The organism is Microbacterium sp. CPCC 204701 (assembly GCF_004010105.1).
Taxonomy (GTDB): domain Bacteria; phylum Actinomycetota; class Actinomycetes; order Actinomycetales; family Microbacteriaceae; genus Microbacterium.
The window spans coordinates 1-14,989 of record NZ_RRYE01000011.1; the positions used below are offsets into that span (position 1 = coordinate 1).

At 67.5% G+C, this 14,989-nt stretch carries 17 protein-coding genes; 8 read left to right on the forward strand and 9 right to left on the reverse strand.

Annotated features, from left to right (window positions below):
* Nucleotides 1–490, reverse strand: a 490-nt coding sequence (locus EIO58_RS02165) for a phosphoribosyltransferase (protein ID WP_127818056.1), incomplete at its 3' end; no start/stop codon positions are given.
* A gap of 90 nt (nucleotides 491–580) precedes the next feature.
* Between EIO58_RS02165 and EIO58_RS02170 the strand changes: the two genes are divergently transcribed.
* Genes EIO58_RS02170 through EIO58_RS02180 form a run of 3 tightly spaced genes read left to right on the forward strand, consistent with a single transcriptional unit; the run spans nucleotide 581 to nucleotide 3,849 of the window.
* Entirely contained in the window at nucleotides 581–1,633 is a 1,053-nt protein-coding gene (locus EIO58_RS02170) for an LLM class flavin-dependent oxidoreductase (RefSeq protein ID WP_127818057.1), read from the forward strand.
* Nucleotides 1,634–1,669: 36 nt separating this feature from the next.
* Nucleotides 1,670–3,049, forward strand: coding sequence for an MFS transporter (locus EIO58_RS02175; RefSeq protein ID WP_127818058.1), 1,380 nt, complete (start codon nucleotides 1,670–1,672; stop codon nucleotides 3,047–3,049).
* A 35-nt stretch (nucleotides 3,050–3,084) separates the two neighbouring features.
* Complete coding sequence (locus EIO58_RS02180; protein ID WP_127818059.1) at nucleotides 3,085–3,849, forward strand: SGNH/GDSL hydrolase family protein; 765 nt, start codon at nucleotides 3,085–3,087, stop codon at nucleotides 3,847–3,849.
* 20 nt (nucleotides 3,850–3,869) lie between these two features.
* Here the strand turns inward: EIO58_RS02180 and EIO58_RS02185 are convergent, their stop codons facing one another.
* Both EIO58_RS02185 and EIO58_RS02190 read right to left on the reverse strand, forming a co-directional pair.
* Nucleotides 3,870–4,439, reverse strand: a complete 570-nt coding sequence (locus EIO58_RS02185; RefSeq protein ID WP_127818060.1) for a dihydrofolate reductase family protein — start codon at nucleotides 4,437–4,439, stop codon at nucleotides 3,870–3,872.
* Between the two features lie 39 nt (nucleotides 4,440–4,478).
* Nucleotides 4,479–5,810 carry an MFS transporter gene (locus tag EIO58_RS02190; RefSeq protein WP_127818061.1) on the reverse strand — a complete coding sequence of 444 codons (1,332 nt, stop codon included), beginning with the start codon at nucleotides 5,808–5,810 and terminating at the stop codon, nucleotides 4,479–4,481.
* 166 nt (nucleotides 5,811–5,976) lie between these two features.
* On the opposite strand from EIO58_RS02190, the gene EIO58_RS02195 reads away from it, so the two are divergent.
* On the forward strand, nucleotides 5,977–6,240 hold the full coding sequence (locus tag EIO58_RS02195; protein WP_127818062.1) for a DUF6458 family protein: 264 nt from the start codon (nucleotides 5,977–5,979) through the stop codon (nucleotides 6,238–6,240).
* 56 nt (nucleotides 6,241–6,296) lie between these two features.
* On the opposite strand, the gene EIO58_RS02200 is transcribed toward EIO58_RS02195, so the two are convergent.
* The 3 genes from EIO58_RS02200 to EIO58_RS02210 form a co-directional block, all read right to left on the reverse strand.
* On the reverse strand, nucleotides 6,297–6,986 hold the full coding sequence (locus EIO58_RS02200) for a GNAT family N-acetyltransferase (protein WP_127818063.1): 690 nt from the start codon (nucleotides 6,984–6,986) through the stop codon (nucleotides 6,297–6,299).
* Between the two features lie 60 nt (nucleotides 6,987–7,046).
* Nucleotides 7,047–7,916 (reverse strand): AraC family transcriptional regulator, encoded by an 870-nt coding sequence (locus EIO58_RS02205; protein ID WP_127818064.1) that lies wholly within the window; start codon nucleotides 7,914–7,916, stop codon nucleotides 7,047–7,049.
* Between the two features lie 122 nt (nucleotides 7,917–8,038).
* The gene (locus EIO58_RS02210; protein WP_127818065.1) at nucleotides 8,039–8,539 is read right to left on the reverse strand and encodes a GNAT family N-acetyltransferase; all 501 of its coding nucleotides are present in this window, start codon (nucleotides 8,537–8,539) and stop codon (nucleotides 8,039–8,041) included.
* Between EIO58_RS02210 and EIO58_RS02215 the strand changes: the two genes are divergently transcribed.
* Entirely contained in the window at nucleotides 8,529–8,879 is a 351-nt protein-coding gene (locus tag EIO58_RS02215) for a hypothetical protein (RefSeq protein WP_127818066.1), read from the forward strand. The genes EIO58_RS02210 and EIO58_RS02215 overlap by 11 nt on opposite strands.
* Before the next feature lie 312 nt (nucleotides 8,880–9,191).
* On the opposite strand, the gene EIO58_RS02220 is transcribed toward EIO58_RS02215, so the two are convergent.
* The 3 genes from EIO58_RS02220 to EIO58_RS02230 all read right to left on the reverse strand — a co-directional run bounded on the left by EIO58_RS02220 (nucleotide 9,192) and on the right by EIO58_RS02230 (nucleotide 11,674).
* Nucleotides 9,192–9,779 (reverse strand): GyrI-like domain-containing protein, encoded by a 588-nt coding sequence (locus tag EIO58_RS02220; protein ID WP_127818067.1) that lies wholly within the window; start codon nucleotides 9,777–9,779, stop codon nucleotides 9,192–9,194.
* A 38-nt stretch (nucleotides 9,780–9,817) separates the two neighbouring features.
* Nucleotides 9,818–10,189 carry a hypothetical protein gene (locus tag EIO58_RS02225; RefSeq protein ID WP_127818068.1) on the reverse strand — a complete coding sequence of 124 codons (372 nt, stop codon included), beginning with the start codon at nucleotides 10,187–10,189 and terminating at the stop codon, nucleotides 9,818–9,820.
* A 357-nt stretch (nucleotides 10,190–10,546) separates the two neighbouring features.
* Entirely contained in the window at nucleotides 10,547–11,674 is a 1,128-nt protein-coding gene (locus EIO58_RS02230) for an ROK family protein (RefSeq protein WP_164861495.1), read from the reverse strand.
* Nucleotides 11,675–11,836: 162 nt separating this feature from the next.
* On the opposite strand from EIO58_RS02230, the gene EIO58_RS02235 reads away from it, so the two are divergent.
* The 3 genes from EIO58_RS02235 to EIO58_RS02245 all read left to right on the forward strand — a co-directional run bounded on the left by EIO58_RS02235 (nucleotide 11,837) and on the right by EIO58_RS02245 (nucleotide 14,971).
* Nucleotides 11,837–13,153: an ABC transporter substrate-binding protein gene (locus EIO58_RS02235; RefSeq protein ID WP_164861496.1), complete on the forward strand. Its 1,317-nt coding sequence runs from the start codon at nucleotides 11,837–11,839 to the stop codon at nucleotides 13,151–13,153.
* Nucleotides 13,154–13,316: 163 nt separating this feature from the next.
* A complete protein-coding gene (locus EIO58_RS02240) occupies nucleotides 13,317–14,156 on the forward strand; it encodes a carbohydrate ABC transporter permease (RefSeq protein WP_240658528.1) in 840 nt (279 codons plus the stop codon).
* Nucleotides 14,153–14,971, forward strand: a complete 819-nt coding sequence (locus tag EIO58_RS02245; protein WP_127818072.1) for a carbohydrate ABC transporter permease — start codon at nucleotides 14,153–14,155, stop codon at nucleotides 14,969–14,971. The genes EIO58_RS02240 and EIO58_RS02245 overlap by 4 nt, the downstream gene beginning before the upstream one ends.
* Nucleotides 14,972–14,989 lie beyond the last annotated feature (18 nt).

The window sequence follows — 14,989 nt, forward strand, 5'->3', positions numbered from 1 at the left end:
GGCTCCACCGCGTCGGCGCGACCGGCACGGCCAGGACGATCCGCGAGGGCCCGCGCGAGCGCAGCGCACGACACGCGGCGACCGCGCTCGATCCCGTCGCGACGCCGTCATCCACGACGATCGCCGTACGACCTTCGAGATCGGTCGTCCCGGAGCCGAAGGCCTTCGAACGCCGAGCCAGCTCGTCGCGCTCCGCCGCCTCGACCTCGTCGACGTCTCGTGGTGACATGCCCGCCCAGCGCACCGCGGTCGGCTCGACGAGACGGACGCCGTCGGCGATCGCGCCGACGGCGAACTCCTCGTGCCCGGCGGCGCCGAGCTTGCGCACCACCACGACGTCGAGCGGCAGGTCGAGCACGTCGGCGACCGCCGCTGCCGTCACGACCCCACCTCGCGGGATGCCGAAGATCACGGCATCCGTTCCCCGCCAGCCGGCCAGCGACTGCGCGAGCTCTCGTCCGGCGGCGGCACGATCGGCGAAGAGTGCCATGCCTCCACGATACGCTCGCGTCAGCCGGATGTCTCGGGAATGCCCCGCCGCTCGGAGTGGTTCATGCACATGCATGGAAAGGATCCGCACATGAGCGATCTCGCCACTCCCGATCTCGCAGGCATCGAACTGGGACTCGACACTTTCGGAGATGTCACCCGCGATGCCTCGGGCGCGCTGCTCAGTCATGCGCAGACGATCCGCAACACCGTAGAGCAGGCGGTGCTCGCCGACAGCGTGGGGCTGTCGTTCTTCGGGGTAGGAGAGCACCACCGGCCCGAGTTCGCGGTGTCGAGCCCCGAGATCGTGTTGGCCGCCGCGGCCGCCCGTACCGAGCGGATCCACCTGGGCACGGCCGTCACAGTCCTCTCGAGCGACGATCCGGTGCGCGTGTTCGAGCGGTTCGCGACGCTCGACGCGGTCTCGAACGGTCGGGCCGAGGTGATCCTCGGACGCGGCTCGTTCATCGAGTCGTTCCCGCTCTTCGGCTACGACCTGCGCGACTACGAGGCCCTGTTCGACGAGAAGCTCGACCTGTTCTCGCAGCTGCTGGACGAGAAGCCGGTCACGTGGCAGGGCACGATGCGTGCCGCGCTCACCGAGGCGGACGTGTACCCCAAGACCGAGAACGGCCTGCGAGCCTGGGTCGGCGTCGGCGGCACTCCCGAGTCGGTCGTCCGCGCCGCGCGCTTCGGATACGGCCTCATGCTCGCGATCATCGGCGGTCCCGCAGCCCGGTTCCGCCCCTTCGCGGATCTCTACCGCCGCTCGCTCGACACCTTCGAGCACGCGCAGCTGCCCATCGGCGTGCACTCGCCGGGCCACGTCGCCGACACCGACCAGCAGGCGTGGGACGAGGCGTACGAGGGATTCGAGGCCATGAACAACACGATCGGCAAGGAGCGCGGCTGGCCTGCGTACAACCGACTGCGCTTCCAGCACGATGTCGGCCCGGAGGGCGCTCTGTACATCGGCGCACCCGAGACGGTCGCGCGCAAGATCGCCGATACGATCCGGACGCTCGGCGCCGCGCGCTTCGACATGAAGTTCTCGACCGGGACGCTCTCGCACGTGAAGATGATGCGGTCGATCGAGCTGTACGGCACGCAGGTCGCGCCGCTTGTGCGCGACATGCTCGCGTAGCGCCCGCCGAGGCTGCGGCATCCGTACGATGACGCTATGACCGACTCGTCTCGTCCGGCACCCGCCGCGGGTGCGGATGCCCCCGCGACCGGAACACTGTCGAGGCGTCTGGACGACCTGCCCTTCACCCGTCGCCACCTGCGGGTGCTGACCGGCTCAGGCATCGGGTGGGCGCTGGACGCGATGGATGTCGGGCTCATCTCGTTCGTGATCGCCGCTCTCGCCGTGCAGTGGGACCTGCAGCGGCACGAGACGGCGTGGATCGCCTCGATCGGGTTCGTCGGCATGGCGATCGGCGCGAGCGTCGGCGGCCTGCTGGCAGATCGTTTCGGACGGCGCCAGGTCTTCGCGCTGACGCTCCTCGTGTACGGCATCGCCACCGGCGCGAGCGCCCTGGTGGGCGGGCTGGTGGCACTGCTGATCCTCAGGTTCTTCGTGGGCCTGGGCCTAGGCGCCGAGCTCCCGGTCGCCAGCACGTACGTCAGCGAGTTCGCGCCGGCGCGCATGCGCGGACGCCTCATCGTCATCCTCGAGGCGTTCTGGGCCGTCGGGTGGACGGCGGCCGCGCTGATCGGCTACCTCGTCATCCCGATGTCGCCGGACGGCTGGCGCTGGGCGTTCCTCCTCGGTGCCATCCCCGCCGTGTATGCGCTCATCGTCCGCTGGGGACTGCCGGAATCGGCTCGCTGGCTCGAGCGTCGCGGCCGATTCGCCGCGGCCGAAGCGGTCGTGCGGGAGTTCGAGAGCGCAGCGGGACGACCCGCGACCGCCTCATCCACTCGGCCGGAGAGCCCGCCGGCCATCGCGCCCACGCTCGGAGCACGCCTGGCAGCGCTGTGGGCGGCTGAGTTCCGGGTGCGCACGGCGTGCCTCTGGCTCGTGTGGTTCTGCGTGAACTTCTCGTACTACGGCGCATTCATCTGGATCCCGTCGATCCTCGTCGAGCAGGGTTACGACCTCGTCCGCTCGTTCGGCTTCACGCTCGTCATCACGCTGGCGCAGCTTCCGGGGTATGCCGTCGCGGCGTGGCTCATCGAGGTGTGGGGCCGCCGTCTCACCCTGTCGGTGTTCCTGGTGGGCTCTGCGGCGTCGGCGATCGTCTTCGGCACCGCGGGCAGCGTCGGCATGATCATCGGAGCCGGGATGGCGCTGTCGTTCTTCAACCTGGGCGCCTGGGGTGCCCTCTACGCGGTGACCCCCGAGATGTATCCGACCTCGCTGCGTGCGACGGGCTCGGGGTGGGCCGCCGGCGTCGGTCGGATCGCCTCGATCGTCGCCCCCCTCGCAGTGCCGCCGCTGCTCACGGCGGGCGGCGCCCCCGTCCTGTTCATCGTGTTCGCGGTGTTCTTCGCGGTCGCAGCCGCCGCCGCGTGGGGGCTCGCTGACCGCCGCGGGCGCGCACTCGACGATCGCTGACGCGGCCGCGCCTGCCGCGGCAATAGGCTCGTGTCGTGGCATCCGTCCGTTACGTCGCCATCGGCGACTCGTTCACCGAGGGCGTCGGCGACGAGCTGCCCGGCGGGTATGTACGCGGCTGGGCCGATCTCGCCGCTCAGGGCTGGGCCGACGCGTCGGGTGAGCCGATCGAGTACGCGAACCTCGCGATCCGCGGAAAGCTGGTGTGGCCGATCGTCGAGCAGCAGCTCGAGCCGGCACTGGCGCTGCGACCGACCCATCTGTCGTTCAACGGCGGCGGGAACGACATGCTGAGGCCTCGCACAAGCGTCGCGCGCGTCGTGGAGGCGTTCCAGACGGTGCTGCGCCGGTGCGATGAGGAGGGCGTGCGGCTCATCCTGCTGTCAGGCGCGAATCCGTCGGCGCAGCTTCCGCTCAGCCGGGTGATCAAACGTCGCGGCGACCTGCTCTCACGAGCCGTCGAAGCCGACTTCGCCGATCGCCCCGACATCGTGCGCGCTCTCAACTGGTTCGACCGCGAGCTGGCGACGCCGCCGTACTGGTCGGAGGACCGGCTGCACATGAACGCGCGCGGCCACCATCGCGTCGCCGCGCGCGTGCTGACAGCGCTCGGCATGGAGCCGCCCGCCGAGTGGTGGTCGCTCCCGCCCCTGCCGCAGTCCGGTGTCACACGGGGCGCGACGTACTACCGGGAGCACGTCGGGCCGTGGGTGCGTCGCCGGCTCACCCGGACGTCATCAGGGGACGGCCGAGAGCCGAAGTTCGCGTCCTGGACCGAGATCCGTCCGTCCGGGGCGTAACCGGCCCCGGCGCGCACGTCTTACTGCCGCCCCGCCCTCACCGCATAGCTCAGCTCTGCAAACGCGCCCGCGCGCCGCACGCCGGTGAGCTCGAGACGATCCGGGCCGAGCCGACGGGGGAGGAGGGGCTTGCCCGATGGCAGAGCCGCGGGTGCGATCGAAACGCGGATCTCGTCGAGCAGTCCGGCGTCGGCGAACTGGCCCGCGAGGTCACCGCCCCCGACCACCCACACGTCGCGGTCACCCGCGGCCTGCTCGATCTCAGGCCACGCGTCGCGCACGTCGCCCGATGCGAACCGGATGTCGACCCCGGGCACGCGCGGCTGCTCGCGAGTCGAGAAGACCCAGGTAGGCCGGTCGCCGTAGTACCCGGGCCACCTCTCCGGGTGCGCGACGAGGTCTTCGTGCTCGACCACCCAGCGGTAGGTCGACGAGCCCTGCACGAGGACGCCGATTCCCGACAGGAACTCCTGGAAGTCCTCGTCGCCGCCCTCGCCGCCCGGCGCCGCGAAAAGCCAGTCGAGCGAGTCGTCGTCGTCGGCGAGAAATCCGTTGAGCGTGGTGGCGGTGTAGAAGATGACCCGAGACATGCCCGCCACCGTACCGGAGGGGTCCGACACGCGGCGGGCTCAGCGCCGTGGGCGTCGAGGCATCCGCGGCGGGTCCATGCCCAGCCGGATGCGCGTGCGCTTGCGCTCGATCACGATGAACGCGCCGCCCAGCAGCCACAACGGGACCTGGACGAGAAACGCCACGCGGAACGCGTCGAGCGTGTAGGTGGAAGGAGTACCCGCGCCCTGCAGGTCGAGTGCGACTCCGATCAGGAGGATCGCGACGAGCGCTGCCAGAAACCCGCCCGCGTTCGTGACCCCGGTCGCGGTGCTCAGGCGGTGAGACGGATTGTGGGTTCGCGCGTGGTCGAACGCGATCATCGACGCGGGACCCCCGGTCGCCAGCGCGACCGCGAGCGCGAACAGGAGCCACAGCGGGGCCGGACCAGGGTACGCCAGCACGGTGAGCCACGCGAGCGCTTGCACGGCGACCGTGGGCAGCACGAGCGCGCGCGACCTCCGATGCGGGATGCGGCGCGAGAGCTCGCCCATCACGGGGCCGAGAGCCATCCCGACCACCACGTACACCGACATGATCGTCGCGGCCTCGGCGACCGTGCGCCCCTCGCCGGCGGTGAGGAACGGCATGCCCCACAGCAGCACGAACGCGGTGCCGGCGAACGGCGTCGTGAAGTGCGACCAGAACGCCAGGCGCGTGCCCGGGTGTGCCCATGCGGCCCGGATGCCGACACCGGTGTCGACAGCGGAGGTCACGACGCGGATCGCACCGGTGTCGGTGTCGACCGAGACATCCTCCTCGCGGTCGGGCGGGTGATTGCGGACGATGAGGAACACCAGGATGGCGAACAGCACGCCGAGGCCCGCGATGCTCCCGAACGTGATGCTCCACGTGGTCGCATGCAGGAGGGCTGCCAGCGGGATGAGCGCGACGAGCTGCCCCGTCTGGCCGACGATTCCGGTGAACTGCACCATGATCGGCCCGCGCTGAGCGGGGAACCACGTGGCGATCAGCCGCAGCACGCCGGGGAAGATCGCCGCATCACCCGCGCCCAGCAGCATGCGCGCGACGATCGCCACGCCGACGCTGGGGGAGAGGGCCATGGTCAGCTGACCTACCGCCATCAGCAGCATCCCGATCGTCATGACAGGGCGCGAGCCGAAGCGGTCGAGCAGCACGCCGACCGGGAGCTGCATGCCGCCGTACACGGCCAGCTGGACGACGGCGAACATCGACAGCGTCGCAGCGTCGGCGTCGAAGCGCGCCGCCGCGTCGACACCGACGGCGCTCAGCGACGAGCGATTCGTGATGGCCAGGACGTAGCCCGAGACCGCCACGGTCCAGATGAGCCACGCCCGCAGCCCCGGCCCCGCGGCGGGGAGGCGGGTCATATGCGGCACCCTTCCACAGTAGTGATCGGCGGATGCCTGATGCCGCGGCATCCGCCCTCTGTCAAGCCCCTGACGTGAGAGGGCGCGATACGGGAACGTGAATGCGGGACGAACGCGTCCCGCGAATGGGGAGGGCGGATCGCCGTGCCCCGGAAAGGAGCATCGCATGAGCATCGGCGCAGGGATCGTGCTGTTCGCCATCGGAGCCGTACTCACGTTCGCGCTGAACGTCGAGGTCGGATGGATCGACCTCGACATGGTCGGCTACATCCTGATGGGCGCGGGTGTCGTGATCTTCCTGGTAGGGCTTGTGCTCCTGATGCGCCGCCGCCGGTCCGAGACCGTCAGCCGTTCGGCTGTCGATCCGACCGCAGGCGAGCGCGTGACCCGTCACAGCACGAGCTCGACGGACGACGCCACAGGCCTCTGAGTCCGCAACGCAAGCGGGGGTGGGCGATCATCGCCCACCCCCGCTTCGTGTAGCGATCAGGCCTGTTGCTGGGCCTCGATCATGCCGCGCAGGCCATCGACGCCGGTGAGCTCGATCGGCGCGCCGAGCAGGTTGGCGTGCTGCAAACGCAGCGATTCGCACCTCTCTCGCGACATGACGTACCGGTTGTGCCACACCGCGGCGCCTTCACGCGCGATGCGGAATGCGCCGTCGTGGTCGTAGCCGACGCGACGTGACACCGCGTTCGAAGACGGGTTGTCGACGAACGCGCCGGAGTGGGCCTCGAGGGCGTCCAGGCCGTCGAAGGCCAGATGCAGCGCGAGAATGCGCATGCGCGTGCCGATACTGCGGCCCTGGTGGGCGATGCCCAGCCACGACCCCGTCTTGACGGTCCGCAGCACGGACCAGTCATCGGCCACGAGTCCCTGCACGCCCACCACGGTTCCCTCGTGCACGACGGCGAGCTCGAGTGCCCAGTTGTCGGGGGAGAGGCGCCCGCGCAGCGCCCACTGGTAGGTGAGCACGCTGCGGGCGACATCCTCCGGTGTGCCACGCGTCCACGGGTGCTCGAACGGCATCGCGTCCGGCGCGTGGACGCCGCGCGACGCGAGTTCGGCCAACTCGACCAGCAGTCCGTCGTCGATCCAGCGGAGCTCGAGATCGCCCGAGCGGGCGCGAACGGATGCCGCAGGCCAGAGTCGTGCGAGGTCGTCGGAATGAGGCATCCCGGAAGTCTGCCAGACGTGTGCACTCCACCGCCGAACGCGGGGAGCGCACACGCCGGATCAGTCGCGCTCGACAGGCAGCCAGAGCTCGCACGTGGCCGTGCTGAAGTCGTCGGCCCGTTCGAGCACCGCGACGATCGACGGGCCGGGGCGCAGGCGCCACGGGTTCGACGGGAACCAGTCGGTCGCCGTCGCCGCCCACGTCGACTGCAGGGCGCTCGGGTGAGGTCCGGACGTGCGGAAGACGGCCCACGCGCCCGCAGCCACATCGATCGCGTCGAGGTCGTCGGGAACCTGCGTCTGCGTGTCGAGCGCGACGCCGTGGAGGTACGTCAGCTCGCTGCCTTCGGCGTAGTCCGGGTCGACGTCCGCGCTCACCTGGAGGAGTCCTGCGGGCTCCGTCGTGCTGAGCGCCTTCAAGCGACCGTGCTCCTCGCGCGGGAGCGAGGCGATGTGAGCCTGGATGTGCGGATTGACGCCTTCGTACACGAGCGGTACTCGGGCTGCGTGTCCGACGAGTCGGAAGGCGGGTCGGTCGAGGATTCGGGCATGCATGGGGAAGCTCCCTTCTACGGTCAGGCGGAACCTGAGCTGCGGTTGTGTGCAAAGGGGACCGCCATCACGGCGCACGTCGGCAGGACTCGCCTGGTGGACGGCACGGAAAGCCCGGCCGAACGCTTCGGTGGAGCCGTATCCGTAACGCACCGCGATGCCGAGCAGCTCGTCGTCGCCGTCGATGACCTCGGCGGCGGCAACGGTCATCCGCCGTCGCCGGATGTACTCCGACAGCGGCATGCCTGCCAGCGACGAGAACATCCGGCGCAGGTGGTACTCGGTGGTGCCGGCCCCGCGGACGAAGCCGTCGACGTCGATCTCGTCTGCCAGGTTCGCCTCGACGTAGTCGACGAGGCGGTTGAGCTCAGTGATCACGGTTCTCCCTTCGCCTCCAACTCTGTCCATCGCGCACGGACCGCGCCCGATCTCTCCGGTCCGATTCGATCGGGTCCGGATGAGGGGATGACGCCTGCTCGAACTGAAGCCACCGCGGAGAACTAGATGCGTATGCTCAGCACCCTGCGCGCAGCGGTGCTGCCGGTGCGGTCGTCTTCGACACGGTTCATCCCGATCTTCTCCGCCACACGCTCAGAAGCGCGATTGTCCGGGTGCATGATCGCCACGAGCTCGTCGGTGTCGACGTGCGCGCATGCGAAGTCGCGACACGCGGCCGCGGCCTCGGTCGCGAGGCCGCGTCCCTGCCACTCGACGCCGACGTGGTACCCGACCTCGAGCTTGCGAACGCCGTTGACGTCCTGCCAGGTCAGACCGCAGTCGCCGACGAACTCACCGTCGAGCGTCTCGATGATCCAGAGGCCGTACCCGTACTCCGCGTAGTTCCTCTGGTTCCACGCGATCCACTCGGCCGCCGCGCCGCGCGTTTTTCGCGACGGATAGAACCGCATCACGTCAGGGTCGCCCAAGAGTCCGGCCATCGCGTCCAGGTCGGCGGGTGTCATCGGCCTGAAACGAAGTCTCGGGGTATCGATGGGCAGCATAGCCACACCGTACGCGGTAGAGAGCGGCGCGCCGAATCACGAGCGGGTACTGAGTCGTGCTGAAAGGAGGACTGCCTCAGGGGAGTACCCGCAGCGGAAGATCCTGCTGGACGCGGTTGCAGCTGCTCTCGGGGCGGGACTGATCCTCTGGTCCGCATCCCTCGCGGCTGAATCCGGCGGTCTCATCCCGTTTCAGGTCGATGTCGCGGGGCTACTGATGGTCATGGGGGTCGTCTACGCGGACCGAGGAACAAACGTGCCGTTCGATCTGGATCTCGGACATACCCGATTCTCGATTCCGCAACTCACCTCCACCACGCACACGGTCGCCCATGAATGAATTTCACCCCTCCCTTCCGGGGATGAGGCCGCGCCCCTGACTGCGACCACTCGGACGCGCCAACGGCCGCTCGGGCCGCCCCATGCGACGAGAGCAGATGACCGAGCCCCTGGCCGCCAGATGAACGCCAGAGGCAACACCCCAGGGTGGGTGCGGGTGCGCTTGGCCGGAAGAGAGTCCTGGCGTCGACAACAGGAACGCGCGGAGCGACTCGCTGAAGCGACGTCGGGTGCCGGCGAGGCGTCGACCTAAGTTGACATATGTAACGACTCTCACCCTTAGCCCACTGGTCACTCCGATGCCGGGCGAGGGCTACATGACCGGGTCTCTGAGTATTGTGCGGAGAGTGCCCTGCGGGGTTGTCCGAGTGAAGGCGTCCAGGTGGATCTCGTGGTGGGGTCCGGCTCGGTGCAGATCCCGCCGTTGCGCGTAGTCACCGAGTCGTTCGAGAGTAGCGAACTCCTGCGCGAACGGCCCGTGGTGCATGACTTGAACGACATCCTGCTCGGGAATCGAGAATGCCGCTACATCGTCGCTGGCGATGTCCGCGGTACTCGCGGCGCGGGTGCGTGCGGCGGCGATGTGTGCTGCGGTCGTGCCTTCGGGGATCTGGGCGAGTACGCGGTACAACAGAGACGGGATGGGGTTCACGCTGTAGAAGTCGGCGATGTCCACTGGTGCGGAGTTTTCTGGGTACCAGAACTGGAGCTCCACGACTGGTGTCTCGTCGCTTTCGTTGAGGACGCGGGCGATGGCGGAGACGAGGATCTTCTTGCGGTAGAACTCGTCGCTGCCGGGTGCGCCGTCGCCGAGGACGGCGACGTAGTTCACGCGAGGTGTGCGTACATGCTCGGGTGCGTTGGACGCATGCAGGTGCTGAGTCGGCTGGGTGGCGGTCATTTCCTGCTCCTTGGGCTTCTTGTGGATGCGGGGAGGGGTCAGGGCTGGTTCGGCTCAGAGGATCCGGTGCGGGCGATGGTGGATTCCAGCCCGGCGCGGATGCTGGCCATCGTGTTGGCGAAAGCCTCGTCAAGGTCGATGTCGAGCTTGTCGGCGAGAACGAATGTCCACCAGACGGATTCGGCGAGCTTGTGTTGCAGCTCGGCCCGAGGGTCCCCGTCGATGCCCCAGGTTCCTTCGTGGGCGAGTAGGAGGCGGCCGATGTAGCCGACGTCGTTGGAGAATCCGATCATCAGTTCGTGCAGTGACCAGGTCTTCCCGTTGAAACGCTCCTCGAGTACTTCGTACAGGGAGCGAACTGCGAGAGCTTGCTCTCGCGCGACCAACAGTGATGACGTGTGCTTAGGCATGGGTGGGCTCCTTGGGTCGGCAGTCGATGGTCAGTGCGGCTGCGGTCTGTGATGAGGTCATTGACGGGATCGTCATTTTGAGTTATCGGGAATAGGTGGAGACGCTCTCCGGCTACTCAGGGGAGCGCGCCGGGTGATACCCGTTTCTGCAGTGATTGCGAATTTCGCAAGTAGTACAACTTCTGATGGTGAAGTCGCGTAGCCGAATTCTTGACAAGGCTCTCTTTGGAGGCTCGAAGCCGCCTAGCCATCATCGAGATTGTCGTGACGGACTATCGACCTGCGCCTGCACCGCCGGCGCAATCGGTTCTGTGAGGTGACGCTCAATCGCCTGCCGATCGATCCTCGACATTTCGTCTAGGCCACCGTGAGTTCCATCTGAGAGACACGAACGTAGGTGAGCGAATGTGCGACACCTCCGCGTGCCACAGCATCGACGCCTACTGACGAAAGCGCAAATGCAGGCATGAACAGGCACTGCGGGCGCACCGCCGCCTCGAGGGCCTCCAACAAGGGAACGCCTGCGCGGGCGAATCCACCGCCGACCACGACGATCTGCGGATCGATGGCGAGGATCAGCATTCCGAGGCCGGTGGCGATATCGTCGGCGAAGGCCGTGACTGCCGCGACCGACGCGGGATCCTCGCGTGCCGCAGCGTCGAGCACAGACTCCACGTTCGAGTCGCCGATCCGTTCCCGGAAGCGGCCAACCGCGTGCTCCCAACCAACGACGGCGTTGGCGCCGATCTCGCCGGCACCACCGTGGCGGCCGCGAATCACCTTGCCGTTGACGATGAGCCCGGCGGTGAGGCGGTGACCTGCGAGGAGGAATACCGCGTTCTCTACGTCTGCCGCGCAGCCCCATTCGGTCTCGGCGAGGGTGGCGAGTTTGGCGTCGTTGTCGAAGAACACCCGCACTGTGGGGAAGGCATGTCGTAGCCGTTCAGGCAACCGAGACGCGAGCCAGTCGGGCACCACCGTCGTCAGGGCTATGTCACCGTCGGCGTCGACAATGGCGGGCACTCCGGCCGTGATCGCACGGATGCCTGCGGGTGTCACGCGAGCCGCTCGGATCGCAGCCAGAGTGAGCTCGTGGATGGCACTCCATGCCGCGTCGCCCGAGGAGAGATCGAGGCCGCTCCGTCGTTCGATGTGAAGCGGCTCGCCGCGAAGATCTGCGACGATCACGGCGATGGTGTGCGGCCCGAGGTCGATGCCGACGACGACACCAGCTCGTGCAGCGAAACGGTAGCGACGAGCTGGGCGGCCAGCTTTGTGCGGCGACGCGACCGCGGAGATTTCTTCAACCCAACCCTCGGCTGCGAGGTCCGCCAGAGCCGCCTCGACTGTGGGCCGCGAGAGGCCGACCCGCTTCGCGAGTTCGGTGACAGACCGGGCTCCGCCGTCATCGAAGTGAAGCTCACGGAGCACCGCCCGGGAGTTGATTCGCCGAAGTGTCGCCACATCGTTTCCTCGGAGCGTCACGATCTCCTCCTTCTTGTGATCACGATGATAACGAAAATGAAAGGGATTTGTGAAATCGTTCGACCTGAGTTGACATCAGACGAGGGGGGACGTAGTCTCCTAAAACGAAATGGCCTTGTGAAATCTTCCCTCGGCTTTGCAGCACCCCAATCTTGGAGCATCATGCAACGGAGCAAGCTTGTCCTCTCCGCCGCAGGCACTCTCGCCGTCGCGGCACTTCTCGCGGGCTGCGCGCCCGGCGGTTCGATCGGTTCGAACAGTCCCGCCGAGGAGGTGAGCAAGGATCTCGGCAGCGAGGAAATCACGCTGAACCTCGTCTCGACGCCGGAATCGGGGGAGTCAACCAAGGCGACGATCGCGGCTTTCGAGGAGCAGTACCCGTACATCACCGTCGAGTACGAGCAGACGAGCTACGAGGACTACAACAAGAGCGTCAACCTCGCGCTGAGCTCGACGAAGTCGCCCGACATCGTCCTGCTGAACAGCGTGGCGAACACTGTGAAGAACGATCTCGTGCTCGACCTCGACCCGTACGCCGATCTGTACGGCTGGGCGGATGTGTATCCGAGCAACCAGCTCGACCAGTGGCGTGTCGCCGCAGACGGTACGACGCTCGGCCCGGGCGGCGCGCTGTATGCGGCACCGGCAGGATTCTCGATCGTCGGCCTGTACTACAACAAGGCCGTCGCTGAGAACCTCGGCATCACCCAGGCGCCCACCACGCTCGACGAGCTCGAGGCTGACCTCTTGACCGCGAAGGCCGCCGGCATCGTCCCCTTGCAGCTTGGCAACGCCCAGGGCCACTCGAGCTTCGTGATCCAGCTGATCGGCCAGTCCATCGACGGCGCGAATGACGCCGCGAAGTGGGTGTTCGGCACCGAGGGCGCCGACTTCGACACCGCCGGCAACCAGCTCGCGACCTCCAAGCTCGACGAGTGGAACGCCGCCGGCTACCTGCCGACCGACGCGAACGGCGTCGACCTGCAGGGCGCGGTCGACCAGTTCATCACGGGGAACAGCCTGTTCTTCGTCGACGGCAACTGGGACGCGGCGAAGATCGGCGACGGCCTAGGAGCGGACGCGGGCTTCGCGCCGTTCCCGGGCGAGAACGTGACGGCGATCGGCACCTCGGTGGCCTACGCGATCTCATCGAAGAGCGAGCACCCGAACGCGGCCGCCGCCTTCCTGAACTTCCTGAACTCGCCCGAGGCCTCCGAGCAGCAGTTCGCGCAGGGCTTCATGCCGGTCGACCCGTCGGCCGCGACCGCCGACCCCGGCACCATCAAGGAAGGCATCGTCGACGCGTGGAGCCGGGTGGTCGACGCCAACGGCCTCGTCGGGTTCAACAACAACGCGACCGCGACCATGAACGACACGCTCACCGCCGCCAGCCAGGAGCTCCTCGCGAAAAAGATCACTCCCGAGGACTTCATCACCCAGGTCCAGACGGACTGGACCCAGACACATGGTCAGGGCTGACCTGAGCGACCGCACCGTCACCAGAATGGGGGCGTCGAATACCGACGCCCCCATTCCGGCCGGCGCGGTCCGCGCCGACTCGCCGAGGCAACGGCAGGCAGCAATCTCATCGACGCATCGAGCCGCGCTGCGCTGGGCTCATAGCAGGCAAGCGCTCGTCGCATTGGCGTACATCGCGCCTGCCCTGATCTTCTACAGCCTCTTCGTTGCTGCTCCATGGCTGCACAGCATCTGGATCTCGTTCTACGAGTGGGACGGCATCGGCGCCTCCACCTGGGTAGGTCTCGAGAACTACGTCACCGTCCTCAACGAGCCGCTGCTGCAAACCTCACTGCTGAACGGCCTCGGATTCGTGTTCTTCTACACGGTGCTCCCGGTCGGATTCGGACTGATCATCGCATCAGTGATCGCCGCGCGGCAGCGACGCGGCCAGGGCATCCTCCGCACCATCCTCTTCCTTCCGCAGATCCTGCCGCTGGTCGCGGTAGGTGTGATCTGGCGCTACCTCTACGGTTCCGACGGCCCGATCAACCAGCTCCTCACAGGCGTCGGCCTCGGAGACCTGACCCGCGCATGGCTCGGGGACTTCGATTGGGCTTACTTCGCCGTCGGACTCGTGGGCACGTGGGTGACGACCGGGCTCTGCACGATGCTGCTCCTCGCCGGAATGCAGAAGATCGACCCGTCGCTCTACGAGGCCGCTCGAATCGACCGTGCCGGTTCGGTGCGGCAGTTCTTCCACGTCACCTTGCCCGGGCTGCGCCCCGAGATCGTCATCGCCGTGACCGTGACAATCATCTCCGCCCTCGCGAGCTTCGACGTCGTCTACGTGACTACTGGCGGCGGCCCCGGCCGCGCCACGACCGTTCCGGGCGTGCTGATCTACCAACTTGTCTTCACCTCGAACCGGGTCGGCGTCGCCTGCGCCCTCGCAACCGTGCTGAGCGCACTGATCCTTGCGATCGTGGCGATCGTCGGGCGACTCGGAAAGGAGCGGCCATGAACCGCCTCGCCCCACGCGCGCTCGCAGGCGCATTCCTGATCGTTGCTGCGGCATCGGTGATCGTCCCGTTCCTCGCGTTGATGAGTGCAGCCCTGCAGCCGAGCGACACCCTTGCACCGAAGCTTGAATGGCCGAGCGACCCGCAATGGTCGAATTTCGCCGAAGCGTGGACGGCGGCCGGGTTCGCCTCGCTTATCCGCTCGAGCGCGATCATCGCAGTCGTCGTCGTGCCGATCGCCCTCGCCTGTGCGACCCTCGCCGGGTACGCGATGGGCACTATGCGTCTCAAGGGCAAGGCTGTGCTGTTCGCGTTCTTCATCGCCGGGCTGACCCTGCCCTACGAGGCGATCGTGATCCCTCTGTACTTCGATTTCCGGGCCATTGGTCTGATCGACACCTATTGGGCGGTGATCCTCCCGCTCGCCGGAGCGTTCATGCCGTTCGGCATCTTCTGGATGCGGGCCTACTTCGAATCGATCCCGCGCGAGCTCATCGAAGCCGCGCAACTCGACGGAGCATCCAGCTTCCGCGTATTGACGCAGATCCTGCTGCCCACAGCGCGCCCGGCACTCGTCACCCTCGGCCTGCTCAACTTCATGTGGGCGTGGAATCAGTTCCTCCTCGCTCTCATCCTGCTGCGCGACCCCACCATGCGCACTGCGCCGTCCGGCCTCGGGACCTTCGTGCAGCAGTTCGGTGAGAACATCCCCCTGCTTGCCGCCGGGACCCTGATCGTCATCGGCCCGATCGTGATCCTGTACTTCATCTTCCAACGCCATTTCATCAGCGGCATGCTGCAGGGCTCCATCAAATGAGCTCGCACGTCCCCGGAG

Excerpts from the sequence above, each read along its gene's own strand:
- EIO58_RS02170 (WP_127818057.1), top strand. The coding sequence starts at position 581 with ATGAGCGATCTCGCCACTCCCGATCTCGCAGGCATCGAACTGGGACTC.
- EIO58_RS02175 (WP_127818058.1), top strand. The coding sequence starts at position 1,670 with ATGACCGACTCGTCTCGTCCGGCACCCGCCGCGGGTGCGGATGCCCCC.
- EIO58_RS02185 (WP_127818060.1), bottom strand. The coding sequence starts at position 4,439 with ATGTCTCGGGTCATCTTCTACACCGCCACCACGCTCAACGGATTTCTC.
- EIO58_RS02190 (WP_127818061.1), bottom strand. The coding sequence starts at position 5,810 with ATGACCCGCCTCCCCGCCGCGGGGCCGGGGCTGCGGGCGTGGCTCATC.
- EIO58_RS02195 (WP_127818062.1), top strand. The coding sequence starts at position 5,977 with ATGAGCATCGGCGCAGGGATCGTGCTGTTCGCCATCGGAGCCGTACTC.
- EIO58_RS02200 (WP_127818063.1), bottom strand. The coding sequence starts at position 6,986 with ATGCCTCATTCCGACGACCTCGCACGACTCTGGCCTGCGGCATCCGTT.
- EIO58_RS02215 (WP_127818066.1), top strand. The coding sequence starts at position 8,529 with ATGGGCAGCATAGCCACACCGTACGCGGTAGAGAGCGGCGCGCCGAAT.
- EIO58_RS02210 (WP_127818065.1), bottom strand. The coding sequence starts at position 8,539 with ATGCTGCCCATCGATACCCCGAGACTTCGTTTCAGGCCGATGACACCC.
- EIO58_RS02220 (WP_127818067.1), bottom strand. The coding sequence starts at position 9,779 with ATGACCGCCACCCAGCCGACTCAGCACCTGCATGCGTCCAACGCACCC.
- EIO58_RS02225 (WP_127818068.1), bottom strand. The coding sequence starts at position 10,189 with ATGCCTAAGCACACGTCATCACTGTTGGTCGCGCGAGAGCAAGCTCTC.
- EIO58_RS02235 (WP_164861496.1), top strand. The coding sequence starts at position 11,837 with ATGCAACGGAGCAAGCTTGTCCTCTCCGCCGCAGGCACTCTCGCCGTC.
- EIO58_RS02245 (WP_127818072.1), top strand. The coding sequence starts at position 14,153 with ATGAACCGCCTCGCCCCACGCGCGCTCGCAGGCGCATTCCTGATCGTT.